The following is a 22,083-nucleotide window of genomic DNA, read 5'->3' as shown; positions in this document are numbered from 1 at the left end:
ACCATGCTAGGGACGCGGGGCGCTGCTGTCTGTGATCTGGCGCATGGTCTGCGCAGTTTGATATCTGTGGTTTTGTACAGTATTATTCCGGCCATGGCCAAAGACAAAACCATCTACACCTGCAACGAGTGCGGCGGCACCAGCCCCAAGTGGCTGGGCAAGTGCCCGCACTGCAACGCCTGGAACACGCTGATCGAATCCGTTGCCAGCAGCGACGGCCCTGCCAAAAACCGCTTCGCCTCGCTGGCCAAGACGGCCGAGGTCACGGTGCTCTCCGACATTGAGGCGCAGGACGTGGACCGCACCCCCACCGGCCACGAGGAGCTGGACCGTGTGTTGGGCGGCGGCATGGTCGAAGGCGGCGTCGTGCTGATTGGCGGCGACCCCGGCATCGGCAAGTCCACACTCTTGTTGCAGGCGCTCGATTCGCTGCAGCGCTCCGGCAAGAGCACCCTCTACGTGACGGGCGAAGAGAGCGGGGCGCAAGTCGCGTTGCGCTCGCGCCGCTTGGGGCTGGACCACTCGCAGGTGAAAGTGCTGGCCGAGATTCAGCTCGAAAAAATCCTCGCCACCCTGGAGGCCAACCGCCCGGACGTGGCGGTGATTGACTCCATCCAGACCGTGTACTCCGAGCAGCTCACCAGCGCGCCGGGCTCGGTCGCCCAGGTGCGCGAGTGCGCCGCCCACCTGACCCGCGCCGCCAAGGCCAGCGGCACCGCCATCGTGCTGGTAGGCCATGTGACCAAAGAGGGCGCGTTGGCCGGACCGCGCGTGCTGGAGCACATGGTGGACACCGTGCTGTACTTTGAGGGCGACACGCACAGCCAGTTCAGGCTGGTGCGCGCCATCAAAAACCGCTTTGGCGCGGTCAACGAGATTGGCGTCTTCGCCATGACCGAAAAAGGCCTGAAGGGCGTGAGCAATCCGAGCGCCATTTTTCTAAGCCAGCATGCCGAGCCGGTGCCCGGCAGTTGCGTGATGGTCACGCTGGAAGGCACCCGCCCGTTGTTGGTGGAGATTCAGGCGCTGGTGGACATGGGCGGCCCATCACCGCGTCGCTTGAGTGTGGGGCTGGATAAAGACCGCCTGGCCATGTTGCTGGCCGTCTTGCACCGCCACGCGGGCGTGGCCTGTATGGACCAGGATGTGTTCATCAACGCGGTGGGCGGCGTGCGCATCGGCGAGCCGGCCGCCGACTTGGCGGTGATGCTGTCCATCACTTCCAGCCTGCGTGGCAAGCCCTTGCCCAAAGGCTTTATCGCGTTTGGCGAAGTGGGGCTGGCCGGCGAAGTGCGCCCTGCACCCCGTGGCCAGGAGCGCCTGAAAGAAGCTGCCAAGCTGGGCTTCACCATCGCGGTGGTGCCCAAGGCGAATGCGCCTAAAAAGCCGATTGAGGGCATGACCATCCACGCGGTAGAGCGGGTGGAAGAAGCCATGAACGTGGTGCGCGGCTTGACCTGAGGCAATACGCTCCGGCCTGTAAATGCCTACACTGCAGGCATGCGCTGGCTGACCAAACTGCCCCATTCGATCCGCTCCGCCTCCGGGCTGGAGTGGGCCCTGTGGCGCAAGCTCCCCCTGATTGCGTTGGTGGGCACCGTGCTGCCTTTGCTGGGGCTGGCGCTCTACCATGCGTTCGCAGAGGCTGCTACCCCTGCAGAGGCACGGGCGCTGCAATTGGCGGAGTACATCGTGTTCGGAGTCATCGTCTTCCACTGGACGCTGGTGATCACCGCGGCCATCGGCTGTGTGGTGGTTATGGTGATGAAAGGCCCCGGCTATGTGGCCGACGGGCTGGAGGTCAGCCATAGTGATCAGCCGCGCGCCGACCTGTAGCGCTCTGCGGCGCACCCCCTTAAGACCGGCTTAATCTTGGCGGGCCACCATGCAGGGCATGGAGGTCACTATGTCATGTATCCGCACCGCAGCCCGCGCACTCATGCTGGCTGCCGCACTGGCCGGCACTGTCTGGGCCGGCACCCCGCAAGAGCAACTCAGCGCCTTGAGCGCCCAAGCCTGCCGCAGCCCCAGCGCGGCGCAGGGCCAGCAGTTTTTCAATGCCACACACGGCCGCGAATGGAGCTGCGCCTCTTGCCACAACGCCCAGCCCACGGGCGAGGGTAAGCACGCAAATACGGGCAAATCTATTTCCGCGCTCGCGCCCGCTTTCAACCCCGAGCGCTTCACCGATCCCGCCAAAAGCGAGAAGTGGTTCCGCCGCAACTGCAATGACGTGCTCGCCCGCGAATGCACCTCCGCCGAGAAAGCCGATGTGCTGGCTTGGCTGATGAGTTTGAAGCGTTGAGATCCGCTCTCATGTATAGGACTTATATGAAAAAAAAGCCCCTGGTGCCCGTCCTATCTGCGCAAGCAGCTATGAAATGGATAGCAATCTTGCTATTGGCCGGCATTGGCCTGGCGCGCGCCGACAGCCCGCAGCGCGTCCCTCCGCTGCCCAAATACCAGCAGGAGTGCGCCGCCTGCCACCTGGCCTATCCGCCCGGCATGTTACCCGCCGCGTCGTGGAAGCGACTCATGGGCTCGCTGGATAAACACTACGGCACCGATGCGTCGCTCGACGAAGTCAGTGTGCGCGAGATCAGTGGCTGGCTGCAAACCCATGCGGGTACCTACAAGCGGGTGTCTGAAGAGCCACCGCAAGACCGCATCACCCGCTCGCAATGGTTTGTGCGCAAGCACAGCGAGGTGGATCCGCACATCTGGAAGCAGGCGGCCGTCAAAAGCGCCGCCAATTGCGCGGCGTGCCACACCGCGGCCGACAAAGGCAGCTTCCGCGAATCCGAAATCCAATTTCCCAAAGGGCTGGACGCGCGCTTTCGCCGCAACTGGTCTGATTGATTAAAAGGCAGCCCCATGGTCACTACCTCCATTCCCGGCTCTACCGGGGCCGGCAAGCCCGGCACCCCCGCCTTGCCGGTGAGCAGTCGCCGTATGGTGGATGCGCCTACCCGCATGTTCCATGCCTTGTTTGCGCTGTGTTTTCTGGGCGCCTATGTCACTTCCGAGGGGGAGTCCATGCGCTTGCTGCATGTCACGCTGGGTTACAGCATGGCGGGCTTGTTGGTGTTTCGGGTGGTCTATGGCTTGGTCGGCCCACGCCATGCCCGGCTGTCCCTTTTGTGGCGCAAGCTGCAGACGGCGCCGCAGTGGCTGGGCTCAGTCCGGCAGTCTCTGTCCGGGATGGCCGGCGTGGCGGTGAACTGGCGCCAGGGGCAGAACTTGGCGCTGGCTTTCGCCGTGGTGGCCCTCTTGCTGATGGTGGTGCCCCTGACACTCAGCGGCTATGGCAGTTACAACGAGTGGGGCGACTGGCTGGAGGATGTGCATGGGGTGATCGGCGATGCCTTTTTGGTGCTGGTGCTGGCCCACATTGCACTGATCGCGGTCATGAGCGTGTTGCGCCACAAAAACATGGCGATGCCCATGGTGCACGGCCGCACCGAGGGCCCCGGCCCGGACCTGGTCACGCGCAACCACGCGTGGTTGGCCGTCTTGGTCCTGGTGGCGGTGCTGGGCTATTGGAGCTGGGAGTGGCAGCAGTCCCCCAAAGGCTTGGTCTCTGCGCAGGCGGTGAGCGACTTGCTGAGCGGGCGCGAATCTGACGATGCTGATTGAGTGGCATGCGAGAGATGTGCGCACAACGCGGGTGCAAAATGAGATGGCGCACCCACTGCGCGCCCCGAGTTTTTGATGGAATAACCCATGCGTATCCTGTTGGCTGAAGACGACTCCATGCTGGGCGATGGCCTGCGTGCCGGCCTGCGGCAGGCAGGCTTTCAGGTGGACTGGGTGCGTGATGGCGTGGCCGCCGAACGCGAGCTGCGCGCGGTGGACTACGCCGCCGCTGTGCTCGACCTCGGCCTGCCCGGCAAAGACGGCATGGAGGTGCTGCAGGCCCTGCGCGCCGCCCGCAACACCACCCCGGTGCTGGTTCTCACGGCACGTGACGCGGTGCCCGACCGCATCCGTGGGCTGGACGCCGGGGCTGACGACTATGTGCTCAAACCGGTAGACCTGCACGAGCTGGCCGCGCGGCTGCGCTCGCTGGTGCGCCGCTCGCACGGGGTGGCCCAAGATATTTTGCAGGCCGGCGCGCTGCGGCTGGACCCCTCTGCCCGGCAAGTCGCCTGGCTGGAGGCGGTGGTGCCTTTGTCGACCCGTGAGTTTGATTTGCTGCACGCCTTGATGCGCAGCGCCGGCCGGGTGCTGTCACGCGAACAGCTGGAGCAGCAGATGTACAGCTGGGGGCTGGAGGTGGAGAGCAACACCATCGAGGTGCATATCCACCACCTGCGCCGCAAATTGCAGGCCGACGTAATCCAGACCGTGCGGGGCGTGGGTTACATCCTCAACCCGAAGGCGGGCTTGTGAGACTGCCTGCACTCCACTCGATGCAGCTGCGTCTGCTGGCCTATTTGTCGGCCGGTGTGACACTGGTGTGGCTGGCGGCTGCGGCATGGACCTGGGTGGACGCCCGCCACGAGCTTGACGAGCTGCTGGACAGCCATCTTGCGCAGGCTGCCGCCTTGTTGGTGGTGCAGCAAAGCCATGTAGACGATGACGAAAACGAGGAAGAAGCCCCCGTGCTGCACAAATACGCGCCGCGGGTGGCATTTCAGGTGTTTCACGAAGGGGCGCTGGTCGCCCGCTCCGGCAACGCGGGCCTGACGCCCATGACCCGTGAGACCCGCGGTTTTGATACGGTGACCCTGGACAACGGTGACCGCTGGCGCGTGTTTGCCACCCGGGGCAGCAAGCGCGATATCCAGGTGTATGTGGGCGAACAGCTCGATTCGCGCGACGGCATTTTGCGGGCGGTGTTGCGCGGCATGTTGCTGCCCTCGATGTTGGCCTTGCCCCTTCTGGCCGCCCTGATGTGGTGGGCGGTGCGCAAGGCGATGGCACCGCTGGACGCCTTGGGCCACAGCCTGCGCAGTCGCGCACCAGACAGCACCGTGCCGCTGCCCCGCGACAGCCTGCCCACAGAAATGCGCCCCATGGTCGACGAGCTCAATGCCCTGTTGCAACGCATCGAGGGCATGGTCGCCTCCGAGCGGCGCTTTACCGCCGATGCGGCCCACGAGTTGCGCACCCCGATTGCCGCGATCCGCACCCAGGCGCAGGTCGCCATGGGCGCGGTGGACGATGCGGATGAGCGTCGCCATGCCTTGCAGAACACGCTGGCCGGCTGTGACCGTGCGGCGCGTTTGGTGGATCAGCTGCTCACGCTGGCCCGCTTGGACGCACCGGCCAGTGCAGCCGCCTCAGGACGCACAGACCTGAGTGCACTGGCGCGCAGCGTCGCCGCAGACATGGCGCCACAAGCCTTGGCGCGGGGCCAGGACCTCGAGCTGCAAGCGCCGCAGCCCTGCCCGGTCGCTATCGACGAGGTGTTGCCGCGGGTCCTGCTGCGCAATCTGCTGGACAACGCCTCGCGCTATGCGGGCGACGGTGCGCGCATAGCGGTGTCGGTGGCTGTGGTGCGGGGCTGGGTGCAGCTGACGGTGCGGGATAGTGGGCCGGGCTTGTCGCCGGCCGAGATGGCCCGGCTCGGCGAGCGCTTTTTCCGGGTGCTGGGGACGGCGCAGACCGGGAGTGGCTTGGGCTGGTCTATCGTCCGGCGCATTGCGCAGGCCACGGGGGCGCAGGTGGAGGTCACACACTCTGCAAGCTTGGGCGGCTTGCAGGTGCAGGTGTCCTGGCCGATGGCCGAGCCGGCCTAGTGGCAGTGCGGCGCGTAGGGCGTTTGATTGCAGCGGCGCCGGAGCCTGCGAAAATCGCCCGATGATGTTTCAAAAAATCCAACGAATCGTGATTCCGCTGGCCGCCCTGGCGGCCTTGATCCTCGGCTACCGGCACTATGGCTGGCCCGGCGTGGCTTTGGTGGGCGGTGGCCTGATCATGTGGCAGCTGCTGCACTTCACCCGCATGTTGCAAGTGCTCAAGCGGGCGGCCAACCGGCCTATCGGCCATGTGGACAGCGCCGTCATGTTGCACGCCCGCTTGAGAGCCGGCTTGCCCTTGCTGCATGTGGTGGCCATGACCCGCTCTCTGGGGCAGCTCGAATCCCCCAAAGACACCCAACCTGAGCGCTACCGCTGGACCGATACCGCGGGCAGCACGGTGCTGTGTGTGTTCAACGGCGGCAAGCTCCAAAGCTGGGACTTGCAGCGTCCCTCGCAAGACAAAGCGCTGCCAGAGCCCGCGCACGCTGCTGCGGTGGAATCGGCCTCGTAAAATCCCCCTTTTTGCAAATTCCTGCAAATCCCTCTCTTCAAGGACACCCGATGAGCGTACTCCCACCTTCTATGTCTGATCGCGACGGCAAAATCTGGATGGATGGCCAGATGGTCGAATGGCGCGATGCCAAGATCCACGTGCTGAGCCATACGCTGCACTACGGGTGCGGTGCCTTTGAAGGCGTGCGGGCCTACAACACGGTGAACGGTCCCGCCATCTTCCGCCTGCAGGAGCACACCGAGCGCCTGTTCAACAGCGCCAAGATCCTGCGGATGACGATCCCCTTCACCCAGGAGCAAGTCAACGAAGCCCAGTGCGCCGTGATCCGCGAAAACAAACTCGAATCCGGCTACCTGCGCCCCTTGACCTGGATCGGCGACAAAAAGCTGGGTGTGTCCCCCAAGGGCAACACCATCCACTTGATGGTCGCTGCATGGCCATGGGGTGCGTACCTGGGCGAAGAGGGCATGAAGCGCGGCATCCGCGTCAAAACCAGTAGCTACACCCGCCACCACGTCAACATCACCATGACGCAGGCCAAGGCGGTGAGCAACTACACCAACTCCATCCTGGCCAACATGGAAGCCACCGATGACGGCTACGACGAAGCCTTGTTGCTCGACAGCTCCGGTTTCGTGTCTGAAGGCGCGGGCGAAAACATTTTCGTCATCAAGAACGGCGTGATCTACACCCCCGACTTGTCCGCCGGCGCCCTGAACGGCATCACCCGCAACACCGTGTTCCACATCGCCAAAGATCTGGGCTTGGAAATTGTGCAAAAGCGCATCACCCGCGATGAGGTCTACATCGCTGACGAAGCCTTCTTCACCGGCACCGCCGCGGAAGTGACCCCGATCCGCGAACTCGACCGCATTGCCATGGGCAAGGGCGACTACGTGGGCAGCCGTGGTCCGATCACTGAAAAAATCCAATCTGCGTTCTTTGACATCGTCAACGGCCGCAACCCCAAATACGCCCACTGGCTCACGAAAGTCTGAATATGTCCCAAGCAGTAGTTGAACTCCTGGCCAGCGATTTGAACCACCAAGGTGGCGTGTTTTGCCCCAGCCCGGTGGCAGGCATGCAAACCTGGAACACCCACCCCAAGGTGTACCTGGATGTGGGTCGCTCCGGCGAAGCCAAGTGCGCGTATTGCGGCACCGTGTACAAGCTGAAAGACGGCGAGCACTTCGCAGCAGGTCACTGAGCGTGCAGATGGCCCCAAGCCAGGCGGCCACCGGCCGCTTCGGTGGGGAGTCATTGATCATCGCTCCGCAATGGATCGGGGATGCGGTGATGACCGAGCCGCTCTTACGCCGGTTGGCGGCGCGGGGCGAGCGCATCACGGTGGCTGCGGTGCCGTGGGTGGCACCGGTGTACCGCGCCATGCCCCAGGTGGCAGAGGTGCTGGTCTTGCCCTTTGCGCGTGGCGGCGTCCAGTGGACTGCGCGCCGTGCCTATGCGGCCGGTTTGCGGGGCCGATTCGACCGGGCCTATGTGTGCCCCAACTCCCTCAAAAGTGCGCTGATCCCTTTTTGGGCCGGCATCCCGGTGCGCGTGGGCTACTCGGGTGAGCTGCGCTTCGGGCTGCTGAACCGCCGCCTGCCCAATCCCCCCCAAAACAGCCGCCCGCCCATGGTGGCGTTTTACTCTGCCTTGAGTAGCGAAGCCGGCGTGGACCATGACCGGCCGACGCTGCAGGTTGCGCCCGGCGCGATTGCGGCGGTGCTCGCGCCGCGCGGCTTGCAAGCGCAAGGTTTTTATGTGGTGGCACCGGGCGCCGAGTACGGCCCGGCCAAGCGCTGGCCGGCCGCCCATTTCGCTGCCATGGCTGCGGGGCTGGAGCAGCCGGTGTTGTTGCTGGGCTCGGCCAAGGATGATGCGGTGTGCACCGAGATTGCAGAGGCAGTGAATGCCCTGCGCCCGGGCCATTGTGTGAATCTGGCCGGGCGCACCAGCCTGGACGAGGCAGTCGCGCTGATTGCCGGAGCGCACGCCATGGTGAGCAACGACTCGGGCCTCATGCATGTCGCGGCCGCATTCGGGGTGCCGCAGGTGGCGATCTTCGGATCGTCCAGTCCGCTGCACACGCCGCCGCTGAATCCGGCGGCCACGGTCCTGTGGCTGAAGAATGACCCCGCCTACCAACCGCCGCTGGATTGCGCGCCGTGCTTCAAGCGGGGGTGTCCGCTGGGGCACACACGCTGCCTGAACGACATCACTCCGGATAAAGTGCTATCGATTTTGTAGCTGTATGCGCAGATTCCGCGAGCGCTAGCGCCTGATTTTGCACAAAAAAAAGCCACCCGAGGGTGGCTTTATAAAGTCCCCGAAGGGACGTCGTTGGAACCTGTTGAAGGAGGCCTATTGCTTGGCCTTCTCTTCTATCCTTGTGAACTGTGACAGCAGCTGGGATGAATTTTCTCGCGCATGTGGAGAGAGCGGTATCCCCCATTCGGGTGAATTTGCACTCTTTTTTCACATTTTTTGGTGCAGTGCAGCGTTTTCTCATGCGGGCGGCCGGGATTGAAGTCGCTACCAGCTTTGCAGCACCCAGTCCGCATGGTGGCGGGTGGCTGCGATCCGAACGGCGTTGGGCTCGTCCGTGCTGTCTATCCATGCCCGGGCCTCTGGTTCGCTGCGTCCGAACCGCATGTGCCGGGCCAGCAAGCGGGCGTGGCGTAGGGCCGGGTCCAAGTCCAGGTACCAGGCTTCGTCGAGCAAACCCCGCACCCGGGACCAGGCGCCATCCTCGAGCAGCAGGTAGTTTCCTTCCGTGATGATCAGCGGCTTGTCCGCATGGAGGGGGATCGCGCCGGCGATGGGTTCTTCGAGCTGGCGGTCAAAGTCGGGGGCGTAAATGGTCTCGCCCTCGGGCTGGCTGCGCACACGTTCTAACAGGTGCACATAGCCTGCGCTGTCAAAGGTGTGCGGCGCACCCTTGCAGTGGCCTTGTTGCAAGCGGGCAAGCTCCCGGTTGGCGAGGTGGAATCCGTCCATCGGCAGGTATTGGCTCTGCGTACTGAACCGGGCATGGAGGGCCTGTGCCAGGGTGGATTTGCCGGCCCCCGGGCCTGCAGCAATCCCCAGAATGGTCCGGCGCCCGCTGGACAAAAGCGCTTCAATACGGGCGATTGCCTCTGGCGGCAGGGCGCTCTGAGGGGATGCACTATTTGGCGTCAAATAAGGGTTTTCCATAATTAAAGTAACTTGATTTACTAACATCGATGAGTCTATAGTCTCACCACGCCAAAACCTGTGCGTAGTTCCCCGGGGTCCTTCTCGGGGGTCCTAAGCATAAGTGTCATATTGACCGAGGAGACCTGAATGAAGAAATCCGCCCCCCTGATCTTGTCCGCATTGGCTTTGGCCGCTTCCGGCGCTTTTGCTGCCAACGAGCCGGTGATCGGCCTGATCACCAAGACCGAAACCAACCCCTTCTTCGTCAAGATGAAGGAAGGCGCGACCGCTGAAGCGAAAAAAATGGGCGCCAAGTTGTTGACCGCGTCCGGCAAAAAAGACGGTGACACCGCATCCCAAATCGCCGCCATTGAAAACATGACTGCTCGCGGCGCGAAAACCATTCTGATCACCTCTTCCGGCGATGCGATCCTGCCTGCGGTGAAAAAGGCCCAGGAAAAAGGCGTGCAAGTCATCGCCCTGGACAGCCCGTTTGATGGCGCTGACGCTTTGTTCGCGACCGACAACTACAAAGCCGGTGAGTTGATTGGCCAATACGCCAAGGCCGCACTCGGTGGCAAGCCTGCCAAGATCGCCATGTTGGACCTGTTCCCCGGCCACCCTGTGGGCGCACAGCGCCACAACGGCTTCATGAAGGGTTTCGGCTTGCAAGCGAACGACGCCAAGTCCAACGAACTCTCTAAAACCGCAGAAACCGTCTGCGCTGCCGATACCGATGGCAACCAGGCCAAGGGCCAGACCGCCATGGAAACCTGCTTGCAAAAGGACCCGGCCATCAACGTGGTGTACACCATTAATGAGCCAGCTGCTGCAGGTGCCTACAACGCACTGAAAAAAGCGGGCAAGGAAAAAGGCGTGCTGATCGTCTCGGTCGACGGCGGCTGTGCCGGCGTGGCCGATGTGGGCAAGGGCGTGATCGCAGCGACCTCGCAGCAATACCCCCTGAAGATGGCCGCTATGGGTGTGGCTGCCGGCGTGGAATACGCCAAGGGCGGCAAAAAAGCCTCCGGCTATGTGGACACAGGCGTGACCCTGATCGCCGGCAAGCCCGTGGCAGGCGTTGACAGCAAAGACGTCAAAACCGGCACCGATCTGTGCTGGGGCAAGAAGTAAGTTGAACCGGGGCTGACACTGCGTTCAGCTCCATCCGGGGCCGGTGTTTTGCACGCGCAAATGCCGGGCCCCGTGTTTCCCTGAGTCGGCGCCACGCGCCTCCTGTTTTCAAGCGAATCCGGCGTCACTCCGGACCACACCATGGCTACAACCAATACCAAACAAATTCCATGGGCCATGCTCGGACCGTGGCTCGCCTTGTTGGCTGCGTGCACCTTTTTCGCCACCCAGTCCGACCGCTTTCTGACGGGTGAGAACCTGTCCCTCGTATTGCAGCAGGTCATGGTGGTGGGTTTGCTCGCGATCGGGCAGACACTCATTATTCTGACCGCCGGTATCGATCTGTCCTGCGGCATGGTCATGGCGCTGGGCGGCATCGTGATGACCAAGTTCACCATGGACCTGGGCATTCCCCCCTTCTGGGCGGTGCTGTGCGGGATTCTGGTCACCGCATCGTTCGGCTTGCTTAACGGCTTGCTGGTAACCCGTGTGAAGTTGCCCTCTTTCATCGTGACCTTGGGCACCATGAATATCGCCTTCGCCATCACCCAAATTTATTCTGAAGCGCAAACCGTGGGTAACCTGCCGGAATCCATGACCGCGCTGGGCAATACCTTCAGTCTCGGCGGCACCTCGGTGGCCTGGGGCACCGTCGTCATGCTGGGCATGTATTTGCTGGCCTGGCACCTGCTGCGGGATACCGCCGCCGGCCGCCACGTCTATGCCGTGGGTAACAACCCTGAGGCCGTCCGCTTGACCGGTATTTCTGTCGACCGGGTGTTGCTCGGGGTGTATGTGATGGCTGGCGTCTTGTATGGCGTGGCCGCGCTCTTGTCGGTGGCGCGCACTGGTGTGGGTGACCCGCAAGCGGGCCAGACCGAGAATCTGGACGCGATTACCGCGGTGGTTCTGGGCGGTACCTCTTTGTTCGGCGGCCGGGGTGTGATTCTGGGCTCGCTGGTGGGTGCTGTCATCGTGGGTGTGTTCCGCAACGGACTGACGCTGATGGATGTGGCATCGGTGTACCAAACCCTGATTACCGGCATTCTGGTCATTCTGGCGGTGGCAGCCGACCAACTTTCACGCAAGGGAGCACGCTAATGAGCAGCCCGCAAATCGTTTTGAAGGCCAGTGGACTGGTCAAGCGCTATGGCGGTGTTACCGCCCTTGATGGTGTAGATTTTGAACTCCGCGCCGGAGAAATTTTGGCGGTGATCGGCGACAACGGTGCCGGTAAATCCAGCCTGATCAAGGCCTTGTCGGGTGCTGTGGTGCCGGATGAAGGCAGCATGGAGCTCGATGGCAAACCAGTGCTGTTCCGCTCGCCGATCGACGCGCGCCGCCACGGCATCGAAACCGTGTACCAAGACCTTGCAGTGGCGCCAGCAATGTCGATTGCTGAAAACCTGTTTCTGGGCCGCGAACTCCGCCGCCCCGGCGTGTTGGGCAGTGTGTTCCGGTCACTCGACAAAAAACGCATGCTCGAAGAGGCGGTTTCGCGCATGAATGACCTCAAGGTTGGCATCCGCTCGATGACCCAGGCGGTGGAAACCCTGTCCGGTGGGCAGCGCCAGTGCGTGGCGGTCGCCCGCGCGGCCGCTTTTGCCCAGCATGTGGTCATCATGGACGAGCCGACTGCGGCCTTGGGTGTCAAAGAGGGCAACATGGTGCTTGAGTTGATCCGCCGGGTGCGCGACAAGGGGCTGCCGGTGATTCTGATCAGCCACAACATGCCCCATGTGTTTGAAATCGCGGACCGGATTCATATCCAGCGCCTCGGCAAACGGGCATGCGTGGTGAATCCGAAAGAAATCAGCATGAGCGACACCGTCGCCGTCATGACCGGCGCCAAAGCGGTTGAAGACATTCCGGCCTCTGCGCTGGCGTGAGGCCGGGGGCATGCAGCAAGGCTACAGGGCGGGGAAGTCCCCTAAAACTAATCTGGTTCGCACGGGCTTCATCGGTGAAAATCTGAAGACCATGAATTTTGAAGCCACCCTGCCCAATGCCTTGCCCGAAGCCCCGGCTTCGACAGCAGCCCATGCTCCTTCGGTATTGCGGCCACGGGGCTCCAACCATGTGGGTATGCGCCAGTTCAATGAGCGGGTGGTACTGCAGGCGATCCGGCTAAACGGCAGCCTGCCCAAGGCCGATTTAGCCCGCTTGACCGGCCTCACAGCCCAAACCATCGGACTGATCACCACCCGCCTCGAGGACGATGGCTTGCTGCTGCGCCAGGACCGCGTGCGCGGCCGCATCGGACAGCCCTCGGTACCGATGGCTTTGAACCCCGACGGCGCCTTCTCGATGGGCATCAAGATCGGCCGCCGCAGTGCCGACTGGTTGTTGGTCGACTTCACCGGCGTGGTCAGGGCGCGCGAAACCTTGTCCTACAGCTTCCCCGATGCGGATACGTTGCTCCCGCAAGTGCAAAGCCGCATGCGCAGCCTTCAGGATGGCTTGGGCGCCTTGGCCCCGCGCATCGTGGGTGTCGGGGTAGCGGCCCCCTTTAACCTGGGTGGCTGGCACAAGATGCTGGGCCTGTCGGCCTCGGTGTCTGACCAATGGAACCATATTGACCTTGCGGCGCAAGTCCAGGCGATGACCGATGTACCGGTGAGCTTCGCCAAGGACACCCAAGCGGCGTGTGTGGCAGAGCTGGTGGCCGGGCGCGGGCGTGATTTGAAGAGCTTTTTGTACCTGTTTGTCGACACGTTTGTCGGCGGTGGATTGGTGCTGAACTCGCACTTGCACGGCGGCATTCATGGCAATGCGGGGGCTGTCGCTTCGCTGCCCTTGCAGGTGGCCAGCGGTGGTGCGGTGCCGGAGCAGCTATTGGCCCACGCTTCTTTGTGGGAGTTGGAGCAGCATTTCAAGGCCAGCGGCCTCGACCCCGCCGCCGCCTACGACGACCGTGCGCTGGAGGGTGCTTATGCGCCCCTTACCGAAGCCTGGATTGCCAGTGCGGCTCAAGGCCTGGCGCAGTGTGTAGTGAGTGGCACGGCATTTTTGGATCTGGACGCGGTGGTGATCGACGGATCGTTCAGCCGCGCCATGCTCAAGCGCCTGATCGACCAGACCACCTCAGCCCTGCGCAACTACGACTGGGAAGGCCTGTGGCCAGCCAAAGTGATTGCCGGCAGCATCGGGTCAGATGCGCGGGCTTTGGGGGGGGCCTTGCTGCCCCTGCATGAAAACTTTGCCCCCGACCGCGACCTTTTTCTCAAGGTCACCGCCTGAGACCTTAAGCGCCTTTGAGCGGCAAGCGGATCTCGAAGCAGGCGCCGCCTTCCGGCCGGTTGGTGCACCGCACGGTGCCGCCGTGTCGCTCGGTGATGGATTTCACCAAAGCCAGGCCGAGTCCGACGCCGCCCTCTCGCTCAGAAGCGCCTGGCAGCCGGTAAAACGGCTCAAAAATTCGCTGTTGTTGCTCCGGGGGCACTCCAGGGCCGCTGTCGCACACCTGAATCAGGGCCCACTCGGCCTCTTCGCGCACCACCAGACGCACGTCGCCCGCACCGTAACGGCGCGCGTTTTCCAGCAGGTTGCGTACTGCGCGCCGCAGCAGTTTGGCGACACCGGGAACCTCAAAAGCCTGCAGCTCAACATCCAGCAGCGCTTGGTTGCGCGCGCATTCTTCGGCGGCCAGCCCGACAAGATCCACCGACTCCACCGTGCCGAGGTCGGCTTCTTTGGCATCCAGCCGGCTGGCCAGCAGGATCTCTTCAATCAGTTGGTCCAGCTCGGCAATGTTGCGGGCCACCTCTTGCTTGAACGCCGCGCTGGGCGTGCTGCCCATCAACTCCAGCCCCATGCGGATGCGAGCCAGCGGGGAGCGTAGCTCGTGCGACGCATTGGCTAGAAGTGATTTTTGGGAGGCCAGCAGGGTGTCGCGCGCCTGCACCAGGGTTTCGATCTGCTCCGCGGCATGGTTGAAGCGCGCGGCCAGAAAGCCCACCTCATCGTCGCCCTGCATGCGCACCCGGGCACCCAGATCCCCGTTGCCCCAGCGCTCAACCCCGTTTTGCAGCGTTTCCAGCCTGCGGGTCAAACGGCGGATGATGGGGTAAGTACCCAGCGCCACCGCAACCGCGACCAGCGCAAGCGTCCAGGCAAAGCCGAAGGGGGCCTTGAAATTGTTATTGGGCGGTCGCGGCAGGTGCAGGTGAATGGTTTGGCCATCGGCCATGCGCACCAGAAACTCCGGACCCCGGCCGAAACGGCCCGGGCGCTCGCTATCGCGGTCATCGCTGGCGTCGTCTTTGGTGTCGGGCGGGGGCGGATGGTCTCCCAGGCTGAGGCCGGGTACCGGTGGCGGGCGGCTCAGGCGGGCCCGGCCGTTGCCGATGACCTCGCCAAATTCATTGCGCACTACGACTTCCCGCAGGGGCGGCTCGCTGGTCATGCGCCACACCCATCCGACCAGCAAGGTCAGCACCACGACCGTGAGCACCACGGCCAGCCAGATGCGGACATACAGCTTGTGCAGCATTACCGGTTAGTCCTGCTGCCGGGCAAACACATAACCCACGCCACGGACCGTCAGGATGCGTTTGGGCTCCTTGGCGTCTGCTTCGATGGCTGCGCGGATGCGGCCCATGTGCACATCGATGGAGCGGTCAAAGGCCTCCAGCTCGCGGCCCCGCACCGCTTCCATGATCTGGTCGCGGGTCAGTACCCGGCCGGCCCGCTCTGCCAGCGCGACCAGCAGGTCGAATTGGTATGAGGTGAGCTCGCAGGCGGTGCCGGCCACCGTGACGGTGCGGGCATCGCGGTCGATTTCGAGGGTGCCGAAGCGCAAGGCTTTGGCGTTCGTGGCGGGTGTCTCCCCCTTGCGCCGCAGGATGGCGCGAATCCGTGCCAGCAGTTCGCGGGGTTCAAAGGGCTTGGGCAGGTAGTCGTCGGCGCCGATTTCCAGCCCGATGATGCGGTCCATCGCATCCCCTTTGGCGGTCAGCATCAGTACAGGGACTTGCCCCATCGCGCCGGGCAGGGCGCGGATGCGGCGGCAAATCTCGAGACCGTCCATGTCCGGGAGCATCAGGTCCAGGATCACCAAGTCCGGTGGCGGGACTCCGCTGTCTGCGGCGAGCCGGGCGAGACCGCTATGTCCATCGCCCGCGTGGGCTACGGAGAAGCCGGATTGTTCGAGGTACTCGGCCACCATAGAGGCTAGCCGGGCATCGTCTTCGATCATGAGCAGGTTTTGGCGCATGCCCGCAGTCTAGCGGTGACCATCCCTGCCCAGATGCGGCTGGCTTGAAGATTCCGTAAAGTTGGGTAAATTTTGCTATTAAATATATAGCAATAGGTGCTTGATTAATGAGCGCTAGGGGTCGATTTGATGCGTGACGCTAAAACGATCAGCACCAGCACAGGTAGCCCGATGCAGGCAGTACCCACGAAAAATGGGGTGTACCCGACCGCGTTGACCACATCGCCCGAGAAGCCGGCCAGAAACTTGGGCAGCAACACCATCATGGAGCTGAACAGCGCATATTGGGTGGCCGAGTATTGGATGTTGGTGAGTGAGGACAGATAGGCCACAAACGCCGCAGTCGCAATCCCGCTGGAGAAGTTGTCGGCCGAGATCACCGCCATCAAGGCGTGTAGGTCGTGCCCGCGGGTGCCCAGCCAGGCAAACAGCAGGTTGCTGCCGGCACTCAGCACTGCGCCCAGCATCAAGACTTTGAGCACGCCCATGCGCAGCGCCAGCGCGCCGCCGACAAAGGCGCCGACCAGCGTCATGATGACGCCATAGACCTTGGTAATCGCCGCAACTTCGCCCTTGGTGTAGCCCATGTCCACGTAAAACGGGTTGGCCATGATGCCCATGACCACATCGCTGATGCGGTAGGTGGCAATCAAGGACAAGATCAACACTGCATGCCAGCGGTGGCGCCGCACAAACTCGGCGAAGGGCTCAATCAGTGCACTTTGTAGCCATTCACCGGCGTTGCGGGCCGGGCGCAGAGGCGCGGGTGCGGGTTCTTTGGACAAGAGCACCACCAACATGCCTGGCAGCATGCTCATCGCCATGACCAGGTAGGCGGTGCGCCAGGCCGCGTATTGGTACAGGTCGGCGCTGGGGGTTTCGTTGGCCGCTGCAATCCAAAGGGCACCTGCGCCCGCCCAGATCATGGCCAGCCGGTAGCCCGCCATGTAGGTGGCAGACAGTGCGGCTTGGTGCTGGCTGTCGCCGGATTCGATGCGAAACGCATCCAGCGCAATATCCTGGGTCGCAGAGGCAAAAGCCAACGCAATCGCGCACCACACCACCGGGGTCAAGGCGTTGCGCGGGTCGGTCAGGGCCATGGTGCAGAGTGCCGCCATGATGGCCGCTTGCGCCACGAGCAGCCAGCTGCGGCGGCGGCCGAGCGCGGCGGTGAGCAAAGGGATTGGCAAGCGGTCCACCAAGGGGGCCCACGCCCACTTGAAGCCGAAGGCGATGCCCACCCAGCTCATGTGGCCAATGGTGCTGCGGTCGACGCCGGCTTCGCGCAACCAGAAGCTCAAGGTTCCGAACACCAGCAAGAAGGGCAGTCCCGCCGAGAAGCCCAGCGCTAGCATCCGCAGCGAGGCCGGTTCTGCATAGACCTTGAGCATGTCCCGCCAGTGGGGTTTGTCGGCGGTAGCGGGGGTGTCGGGCGTTAGGGAACTGGAGGGTAGGGATACCATCTTTCGATGATATCCCCCCCATCGAACCGTGCTTGCGACTTTCACCGCACACGGCTCACGTACGACCACTGATTAAACGGTGTCGTCAGGTTGCATTCCCTTCGACCGCTTTTTCAGATTTAAGTCCCCCGTACTGGGGACCGGCTTGATAACCTTCAAACCTAGGGCGTGGACCCGCCAGTGACAGAACGGATGTAGGAGCATCCGATTGGAGAGAGCATCACTCCCCCCTAGCTGCCGATAGACGATGTGGTGGTCGTCCATGTTTTCATCAGCTATGTCGATTTCTTGTTGACAGAGAGCGCATCTACCATTTTGGGAAAACCACAAGGAGGCCCTTTGTCCGCTCCAGATGGTGTCACCCATCCTTTGCACGCGCAGTTTCTCGCCGTAGGCGATCCAGTCAGGGTGGTAAGGGTTGTAATCCCCTCGTACTTTGATGTGACGAACAATTTTCGTGTCCGTCAGGAGATACAGCGGAAGCGGTATCCTCTCACTACCCCCAAAGGGGTCATCTTGTAAACCAGCGAACTGTTTCCTTGAGCCACATTGTTTCCAGTAGTGGCGGTAGATCCACCCAGCGGTTTTGCGTGGGTGTCTGCGTAGACCCCAACGTTTCAGCCGCCAGTAGATTAGATGGTCGACTTTGCTAAAGATGTCCTTAGCAACAGTTCCTCTGTGGTACATCGCCCAGCCTTTGAGGACTGGGTTCAGGCGCTTTATCAGCGTTTCTGTTGGAACCGACACCGAAGTGGCGATGATTCCTCTTACCTTGTCATAGAACGCTTTCACGTTTTTTTGATTTGGTTTGATGAGCAGTTTCCCTTTGTACTTGCGGAAGTTCCACCCAAGGAAATCGAATCCTTCGTCAATATGCAAGATGCGTGTCTTTTCCGCGGACAGTGTGAGACCCCGCTCTCGCAGGAATTCCACAATCCATGGTCGGACCACGGTTTCAAGCAGCTCTTTTGAAGCGCCTGTCACCACAAAGTCATCTGCATATCGGATCGCGTTCACCTTTGCTTGCTTGGTTAGTTTGGTTCCCAACGTCTTCCGGAGGAAGTTGTCGAGTCCCTGTTCAAGTCCATTCAGCGTGATGTTCGCGAGGGTCGGCGAGATGATGCCGCCTTGCGGCGTGCCCTCATCCGTGCGCTGGAGTTGACCCGCGTCAACTACTCCAGATTTCAGCCACTTCCTCAGCATCTCCTTGTCCATGTGGACGTGGTTCAGCAGCCAGTCGTGATTGATGTTGTCAAAGAACCCTTTGATGTCTGCGTCGAGCACCCATCGGGCTGAGGCCTTCATGGATAGAGACACAAACAACTGGCTCCGTGCGTCATGCGTTGATCGCCCTTTCCTGAAGCCGTAGCTATTTGGATCGGACGCGCACTCCACAGTGGGCTCCAGTGCAAGCAAGTAGAGCGCTTGCATCGCTCTGTCCCTCATGGTCGGTATGCCCAGGGGGCGTTCCTTCCCGTCAGGCTTGGGGATATAGACCCGCTTTAATGGGCGAGCCTTGTACCCCCGTGGATTCAGACAACCTATCGCATCCCATTTTCTTGTTGGCGTGTCCCAAAGTGCGCAGTCGACGCCGCTCGTCTGCTTCCCTTTGTTCGTGGTTACTTTCCTGACCGCTAATGCCTTAGCCTGCCAAGATCGGGTCAGGCTTCTTGTGAGTCTCGCGACCCGTCGGAAGTCCTTCTCCGTTTCTGCCTGCGCTATGCGCAGCTGCGTCTTCCCTACAAATTCCGTAACGAGCTTCCAGTCGATGGCATGCCAGTTAGTAGGTTTGTCTGGAGACGCAGCAACCTTGCGGTTGTTTTCCATACCGTCCTCCAGTTAGGTGTGCGGCCCGCACTTTCGTGCAGGAGTGTTCACACGTGTGAACAACTCTCTGGAGGGGTAGCTCTCCCCGAAGGGATAGCCCCCTCCGGGTCGTTAGTTGAATTTGCAGCGGCTTCACGCTGTCGCACCTGAGGCAAGTCTGCTCGCTTTCGCTTAGGCATGACCTATCCGTCCCATTACAGGCCGGCGTTTGCTTTTTGCCTCTTCCTCTGCCCCCTCCACCATGGCCCTTGATTACTCGCGGGTTGCCGCATCCTTTCGGAGTTGGCGATGAGTGGGGTTTACCTCGTTTCCCTCTGTGTCCATTGGACTGGCTTGTCCAATGATGGGGTTAGGGACCTTCTATCCGCCGGAAGTCTGTCGGGAGACGAAAGACACTCGATGACGTGCCTTTCCTGACTTCATGCCTTTTGGCTACAGCTCCTTCCTTTCGGAAGAAACAAGAGTAAGCTGGGCTATTCTTACGACGGTTCAGACGAAAGTTCACATTACATTTCCCATACCCTTTACCTCGGCGACCTACCCACTTCTTGTTCGTGTGTGTTGGAACTGGCTCGCGCCAGTCTTGTGTGCTCACGCACGGGTCGTTTAACCGTAGCTCCGCACCCCCGGATTACTCCAGACGCACGTACAGTCGAGGTCACGTCGTTCCAGACGTGGTTTTGGTAGAAAACAAGACACAGAGAGCGGTGCCGCTCTCAGTTACTTTGATGGTTTGGATGGCAAGTTGTAAAAATTTGTAACAACTTGCATTTACAGGTGTAAATGTAGTGTGTATGCAACGTTTTGGAGGCGTGAGCCCGCCAAAACACACATTAGCCGCCCTTGTGGGGTAGCTTAGTGCAGCCAAATTTATGCCATCCGACTGCACCTTTTAAGCCCCTTTGAGAGGGGCTTTTGGTGTCTCTCCCAGAGGGAGAGCAGTTCAAAGTATGAGTAGATCCGAAGACCTATGAAGCGACATCGAGTCGCACCATCGGGGAATAATACCTGTCCACTTTGGAGTCAAACGCTGCCATGTTGAGTGATCTTTGTCCTGTGAGTCGCCTCCGCCCATCCCTGATCCGCTGGGTTGGCGGCTTGTTGATGGTGGGTTGCACCGTGTTCACCCCGGCCGTGTCGGCGAGGGAGGGCGTGGAGGTGGGGGGCAACTCCGCATTCAGCAAACTGGTGTCTGCGAGCGACATTGAGCAGTCCGCAGCGCAGCAATACGCGCAGATGCTGGCCCAGGCGCAGCAGCAAAGGGCGCTGGCCGGGAATGAGCATCCTCAAGTACAGCGTTTGAGGGCGATCGCGCGGCGCATCATCCCTTACGCCAATGAATGGAATCCTCGCGCGAAAGACTGGCGGTGGGAGATCAACCTGATCGGATCCAAGCAGATCAATGCTTTTTGCATGCCGGGGGGGAAGATCGCTTTCTACACCGGCATTCTCGATACGCTCAAACTCACGGATGACGAAGTCGCCATGGTCATGGGCCACGAAATCGCCCATGCCTTGCGGGAGCATGCCCGCGAGCGGATGGGTAAAACTGCAGCGACCGGGCTGGGTGCGAACTTGCTGTCGCAGGTGCTCGGGCTTGGGCAGATCGGGCAAACAGTCACCCAATACGGTGCCCAGCTCTTGACCTTGAAGTTCAGCCGTGAAGATGAGTCCGAGGCCGATCTGGTCGGGCTGGAGCTTGCTGCCCGCGCGGGTTACGACCCGCGCGCGGGCATCACCCTGTGGCGAAAGATGTCGGCCGCCAACAAGAATGCGCCGCCGCAATGGCTGTCGACCCACCCTGCCGGCGATACCCGGATTGCCGACATGGAAGCGGCCATGGCGCAAGTGGTGCCCCTGTATGCGAAGGCTCAAAAGCCTGAAAAATCCAAAAAAGTGCCTTGAAGCGTGCCTGAAAGGCACCGGAAAACTGAACTTCAGTTTCTTCTGCAGGGCAACTTGGGCACCGCGTTTGTGTATGGTGACTCCCGCGTGGGCATGGTCTTGAGCAACGATAAACAGAGTGCATTGCTGATGTTTAACGACAAGGACTGCGACGACAAAGATTTATGCCCTGATGTTGGGTGGACTGGCCGTTTTGGGTGCAGTGGCCTGACGTCGCAAAGCGCAGAAGCCATAAAAAAAGAGCCCCGAGAGGGCTCTTTTTGTTGGGAGATCACAGCCCCGCTGTTGCTTGGCAACCGGTCAAAAATTCCAGTCGTAGGCGACGGTAACGGGTGCATGGTCGGAAAACTTCTCGGCCTTGTAAATGGCGACTTCCTTGGCTGTGGCGGCGAAAGCAGGGGTGGCCAAGTGGTAGTCGAGTCGCCAGCCCACGTTCTTGGCGTAGGCCTGTCCGCGATTGCTCCACCATGTGTAGCATTCTTCGGTGGCTGTCGGGTGTAGCGTGCGGTACACATCTACCAGCCCTCCGTCGGTGAGCGCCTTGGTCATCCACGCCCGCTCTTCGGGCAAAAAGCCGGAGTTCTTTTTGTTGCCTTTCCAGTTTTTCAGGTCAATCTCTTGGTGCGCAATATTGAGGTCGCCACACAGCACCAACTCACGCCCTGACCGGAGGTCCTGGAGATGGGGGTAAAACTCTTCCAGGAATCGGAACTTGGCGGCCTGCCGGTCTTCTCCGGAAGAGCCGCTCGGGAAGTACGCGCTGATGATGGAGAACTTGCGGCTGGGCGTGTCAAAACGCAGCTCCACATAGCGACCCTCCGCGTCGAACTCTTGGGAGCCGTATCCCACCCGGACGTCGCTCGGTATGGCCCGGGTGTAGATGCCCACACCGGAATAACCCTTCTTCTCCGCAAAATGGAAATGCCCTTTCAGATCGCCAAAGGACTCGAACTTACCCGCAACGTCCGTGGCCTGGGCTTTGACTTCCTGGACGCAAATACAATCGGGCTGCGCTTGGGCAAGCCAGGCTTCAAGGCCTTTGCTGGTGGCGGAACGGATGCCGTTTAGGTTCAGGCTGGTTAATTTAAACAAGGATTT

At 61.5% G+C, this 22,083-nt stretch carries 22 protein-coding genes; 16 read left to right on the top strand and 6 right to left on the bottom strand.

Going from position 1 to position 22,083, the window contains the following annotated elements:
• The first annotated feature begins 93 nt into the window (after nt 1–93).
• From radA to waaF, 11 genes are all read left to right on the top strand, one after another.
• Nucleotides 94–1,461 carry a DNA repair protein RadA gene (radA, locus tag RAE19_RS08450; protein ID WP_313874453.1) on the top strand — a complete coding sequence of 456 codons (1,368 nt, stop codon included), beginning with the start codon at nt 94–96 and terminating at the stop codon, nt 1,459–1,461.
• A gap of 39 nt (nt 1,462–1,500) precedes the next feature.
• The gene (locus RAE19_RS08445; protein ID WP_313874452.1) at nt 1,501–1,836 is read left to right on the top strand and encodes a hypothetical protein; all 336 of its coding nucleotides are present in this window, start codon (nt 1,501–1,503) and stop codon (nt 1,834–1,836) included.
• Between the two features lie 70 nt (nt 1,837–1,906).
• Entirely contained in the window at nt 1,907–2,305 is a 399-nt protein-coding gene (locus RAE19_RS08440) for a DUF1924 domain-containing protein (RefSeq protein WP_430962523.1), read from the top strand.
• 71 nt (nt 2,306–2,376) lie between these two features.
• Nucleotides 2,377–2,859 (top strand): diheme cytochrome c, encoded by a 483-nt coding sequence (locus tag RAE19_RS08435; RefSeq protein ID WP_313874451.1) that lies wholly within the window; start codon nt 2,377–2,379, stop codon nt 2,857–2,859.
• Nucleotides 2,860–2,874: 15 nt separating this feature from the next.
• The gene (locus tag RAE19_RS08430; protein WP_313874450.1) at nt 2,875–3,636 is read left to right on the top strand and encodes a cytochrome b/b6 domain-containing protein; all 762 of its coding nucleotides are present in this window, start codon (nt 2,875–2,877) and stop codon (nt 3,634–3,636) included.
• An 87-nt stretch (nt 3,637–3,723) separates the two neighbouring features.
• On the top strand, nt 3,724–4,392 hold the full coding sequence (locus tag RAE19_RS08425; RefSeq protein WP_313874449.1) for a response regulator transcription factor: 669 nt from the start codon (nt 3,724–3,726) through the stop codon (nt 4,390–4,392).
• Nucleotides 4,389–5,744, top strand: coding sequence for an ATP-binding protein (locus RAE19_RS08420; protein WP_313874448.1), 1,356 nt, complete (start codon nt 4,389–4,391; stop codon nt 5,742–5,744). Before RAE19_RS08425 ends, RAE19_RS08420 begins: the two co-directional genes overlap by 4 nt.
• A 61-nt stretch (nt 5,745–5,805) precedes the next feature.
• Entirely contained in the window at nt 5,806–6,258 is a 453-nt protein-coding gene (locus tag RAE19_RS08415) for a glycerate kinase (RefSeq protein WP_313874447.1), read from the top strand.
• Nucleotides 6,259–6,308: 50 nt separating this feature from the next.
• The gene (locus RAE19_RS08410) at nt 6,309–7,259 is read left to right on the top strand and encodes a branched-chain amino acid transaminase (protein WP_296510026.1); all 951 of its coding nucleotides are present in this window, start codon (nt 6,309–6,311) and stop codon (nt 7,257–7,259) included.
• Nucleotides 7,260–7,261: 2 nt separating this feature from the next.
• On the top strand, nt 7,262–7,468 hold the full coding sequence (locus RAE19_RS08405) for a zinc-finger domain-containing protein (RefSeq protein ID WP_313874446.1): 207 nt from the start codon (nt 7,262–7,264) through the stop codon (nt 7,466–7,468).
• An 8-nt stretch (nt 7,469–7,476) separates the two neighbouring features.
• Nucleotides 7,477–8,511: a lipopolysaccharide heptosyltransferase II gene (gene waaF, locus RAE19_RS08400; protein WP_313876205.1), complete on the top strand. Its 1,035-nt coding sequence runs from the start codon at nt 7,477–7,479 to the stop codon at nt 8,509–8,511.
• 285 nt (nt 8,512–8,796) lie between these two features.
• On the opposite strand, the gene RAE19_RS08395 is transcribed toward waaF, so the two are convergent.
• Entirely contained in the window at nt 8,797–9,459 is a 663-nt protein-coding gene (locus tag RAE19_RS08395; protein WP_313874445.1) for a nucleoside/nucleotide kinase family protein, read from the bottom strand.
• A 129-nt stretch (nt 9,460–9,588) separates the two neighbouring features.
• Between RAE19_RS08395 and RAE19_RS08390 the strand changes: the two genes are divergently transcribed.
• The 4 genes from RAE19_RS08390 (at nt 9,589) to RAE19_RS08375 (ending at nt 13,815) form a co-directional block, all read left to right on the top strand.
• On the top strand, nt 9,589–10,575 hold the full coding sequence (locus RAE19_RS08390) for a sugar ABC transporter substrate-binding protein (protein ID WP_313874444.1): 987 nt from the start codon (nt 9,589–9,591) through the stop codon (nt 10,573–10,575).
• 141 nt (nt 10,576–10,716) lie between these two features.
• Nucleotides 10,717–11,676 (top strand): ABC transporter permease, encoded by a 960-nt coding sequence (locus RAE19_RS08385; RefSeq protein ID WP_313874443.1) that lies wholly within the window; start codon nt 10,717–10,719, stop codon nt 11,674–11,676.
• Nucleotides 11,676–12,464 carry an ATP-binding cassette domain-containing protein gene (locus RAE19_RS08380; protein ID WP_313874442.1) on the top strand — a complete coding sequence of 263 codons (789 nt, stop codon included), beginning with the start codon at nt 11,676–11,678 and terminating at the stop codon, nt 12,462–12,464. Before RAE19_RS08385 ends, RAE19_RS08380 begins: the two co-directional genes overlap by 1 nt.
• Nucleotides 12,465–12,555: 91 nt before the next feature.
• Complete coding sequence (locus RAE19_RS08375; RefSeq protein ID WP_313874441.1) at nt 12,556–13,815, top strand: ROK family transcriptional regulator; 1,260 nt, start codon at nt 12,556–12,558, stop codon at nt 13,813–13,815.
• 4 nt (nt 13,816–13,819) lie between these two features.
• Here the strand turns inward: RAE19_RS08375 and RAE19_RS08370 are convergent, their stop codons facing one another.
• The 4 genes from RAE19_RS08370 to ltrA all read right to left on the bottom strand — a co-directional run bounded on the left by RAE19_RS08370 (nt 13,820) and on the right by ltrA (nt 19,080).
• Nucleotides 13,820–15,067, bottom strand: a complete 1,248-nt coding sequence (locus RAE19_RS08370; protein ID WP_313874440.1) for a sensor histidine kinase — start codon at nt 15,065–15,067, stop codon at nt 13,820–13,822.
• A gap of 6 nt (nt 15,068–15,073) precedes the next feature.
• The gene (locus RAE19_RS08365) at nt 15,074–15,790 is read right to left on the bottom strand and encodes a response regulator transcription factor (RefSeq protein WP_313874439.1); all 717 of its coding nucleotides are present in this window, start codon (nt 15,788–15,790) and stop codon (nt 15,074–15,076) included.
• 104 nt (nt 15,791–15,894) lie between these two features.
• On the bottom strand, nt 15,895–17,253 hold the full coding sequence (locus tag RAE19_RS08360) for an AmpG family muropeptide MFS transporter (RefSeq protein ID WP_430962522.1): 1,359 nt from the start codon (nt 17,251–17,253) through the stop codon (nt 15,895–15,897).
• A 72-nt stretch (nt 17,254–17,325) separates the two neighbouring features.
• A complete protein-coding gene (gene ltrA / locus RAE19_RS08355) occupies nt 17,326–19,080 on the bottom strand; it encodes a group II intron reverse transcriptase/maturase (protein ID WP_313874438.1) in 1,755 nt (584 codons plus the stop codon).
• 1,104 nt (nt 19,081–20,184) lie between these two features.
• On the opposite strand from ltrA, the gene RAE19_RS08350 reads away from it, so the two are divergent.
• Nucleotides 20,185–20,985: a M48 family metallopeptidase gene (locus tag RAE19_RS08350; RefSeq protein WP_313876203.1), complete on the top strand. Its 801-nt coding sequence runs from the start codon at nt 20,185–20,187 to the stop codon at nt 20,983–20,985.
• Nucleotides 20,986–21,285: 300 nt separating this feature from the next.
• On the opposite strand, the gene RAE19_RS08345 is transcribed toward RAE19_RS08350, so the two are convergent.
• Nucleotides 21,286–22,077: an exodeoxyribonuclease III gene (locus tag RAE19_RS08345; protein WP_313874437.1), complete on the bottom strand. Its 792-nt coding sequence runs from the start codon at nt 22,075–22,077 to the stop codon at nt 21,286–21,288.
• Nucleotides 22,078–22,083: the final 6 nt, after the last annotated feature.

Origin of the sequence: Rhodoferax potami, assembly GCF_032193805.1 — a bacterium.
In the GTDB taxonomy this organism is placed as follows: Bacteria; Pseudomonadota; Gammaproteobacteria; order Burkholderiales; family Burkholderiaceae_C; genus Allorhodoferax; species Allorhodoferax potami_A.
Note: the sequence above shows the minus strand (reverse complement) of the source record. Positions and strands in the feature narration are given on the sequence as shown.

Excerpts from the sequence above, each read along its gene's own strand:
- radA (WP_313874453.1), top strand. The coding sequence starts at position 94 with ATGGCCAAAGACAAAACCATCTACACCTGCAACGAGTGCGGCGGCACC.
- RAE19_RS08445 (WP_313874452.1), top strand. The coding sequence starts at position 1,501 with ATGCGCTGGCTGACCAAACTGCCCCATTCGATCCGCTCCGCCTCCGGG.
- RAE19_RS08440 (WP_430962523.1), top strand. The coding sequence starts at position 1,907 with ATGTCATGTATCCGCACCGCAGCCCGCGCACTCATGCTGGCTGCCGCA.
- RAE19_RS08435 (WP_313874451.1), top strand. The coding sequence starts at position 2,377 with ATGAAATGGATAGCAATCTTGCTATTGGCCGGCATTGGCCTGGCGCGC.
- RAE19_RS08430 (WP_313874450.1), top strand. The coding sequence starts at position 2,875 with ATGGTCACTACCTCCATTCCCGGCTCTACCGGGGCCGGCAAGCCCGGC.
- RAE19_RS08425 (WP_313874449.1), top strand. The coding sequence starts at position 3,724 with ATGCGTATCCTGTTGGCTGAAGACGACTCCATGCTGGGCGATGGCCTG.
- RAE19_RS08415 (WP_313874447.1), top strand. The coding sequence starts at position 5,806 with ATGATGTTTCAAAAAATCCAACGAATCGTGATTCCGCTGGCCGCCCTG.
- RAE19_RS08410 (WP_296510026.1), top strand. The coding sequence starts at position 6,309 with ATGAGCGTACTCCCACCTTCTATGTCTGATCGCGACGGCAAAATCTGG.
- RAE19_RS08405 (WP_313874446.1), top strand. The coding sequence starts at position 7,262 with ATGTCCCAAGCAGTAGTTGAACTCCTGGCCAGCGATTTGAACCACCAA.
- waaF (WP_313876205.1), top strand. The coding sequence starts at position 7,477 with ATGGCCCCAAGCCAGGCGGCCACCGGCCGCTTCGGTGGGGAGTCATTG.
- RAE19_RS08395 (WP_313874445.1), bottom strand. The coding sequence starts at position 9,459 with ATGGAAAACCCTTATTTGACGCCAAATAGTGCATCCCCTCAGAGCGCC.
- RAE19_RS08390 (WP_313874444.1), top strand. The coding sequence starts at position 9,589 with ATGAAGAAATCCGCCCCCCTGATCTTGTCCGCATTGGCTTTGGCCGCT.
- RAE19_RS08385 (WP_313874443.1), top strand. The coding sequence starts at position 10,717 with ATGGCTACAACCAATACCAAACAAATTCCATGGGCCATGCTCGGACCG.
- RAE19_RS08380 (WP_313874442.1), top strand. The coding sequence starts at position 11,676 with ATGAGCAGCCCGCAAATCGTTTTGAAGGCCAGTGGACTGGTCAAGCGC.
- RAE19_RS08375 (WP_313874441.1), top strand. The coding sequence starts at position 12,556 with ATGAATTTTGAAGCCACCCTGCCCAATGCCTTGCCCGAAGCCCCGGCT.
- RAE19_RS08370 (WP_313874440.1), bottom strand. The coding sequence starts at position 15,067 with ATGCTGCACAAGCTGTATGTCCGCATCTGGCTGGCCGTGGTGCTCACG.
- RAE19_RS08365 (WP_313874439.1), bottom strand. The coding sequence starts at position 15,790 with ATGCGCCAAAACCTGCTCATGATCGAAGACGATGCCCGGCTAGCCTCT.
- RAE19_RS08360 (WP_430962522.1), bottom strand. The coding sequence starts at position 17,253 with ATGGTATCCCTACCCTCCAGTTCCCTAACGCCCGACACCCCCGCTACC.
- ltrA (WP_313874438.1), bottom strand. The coding sequence starts at position 19,080 with ATGGAAAACAACCGCAAGGTTGCTGCGTCTCCAGACAAACCTACTAAC.
- RAE19_RS08350 (WP_313876203.1), top strand. The coding sequence starts at position 20,185 with ATGGTGGGTTGCACCGTGTTCACCCCGGCCGTGTCGGCGAGGGAGGGC.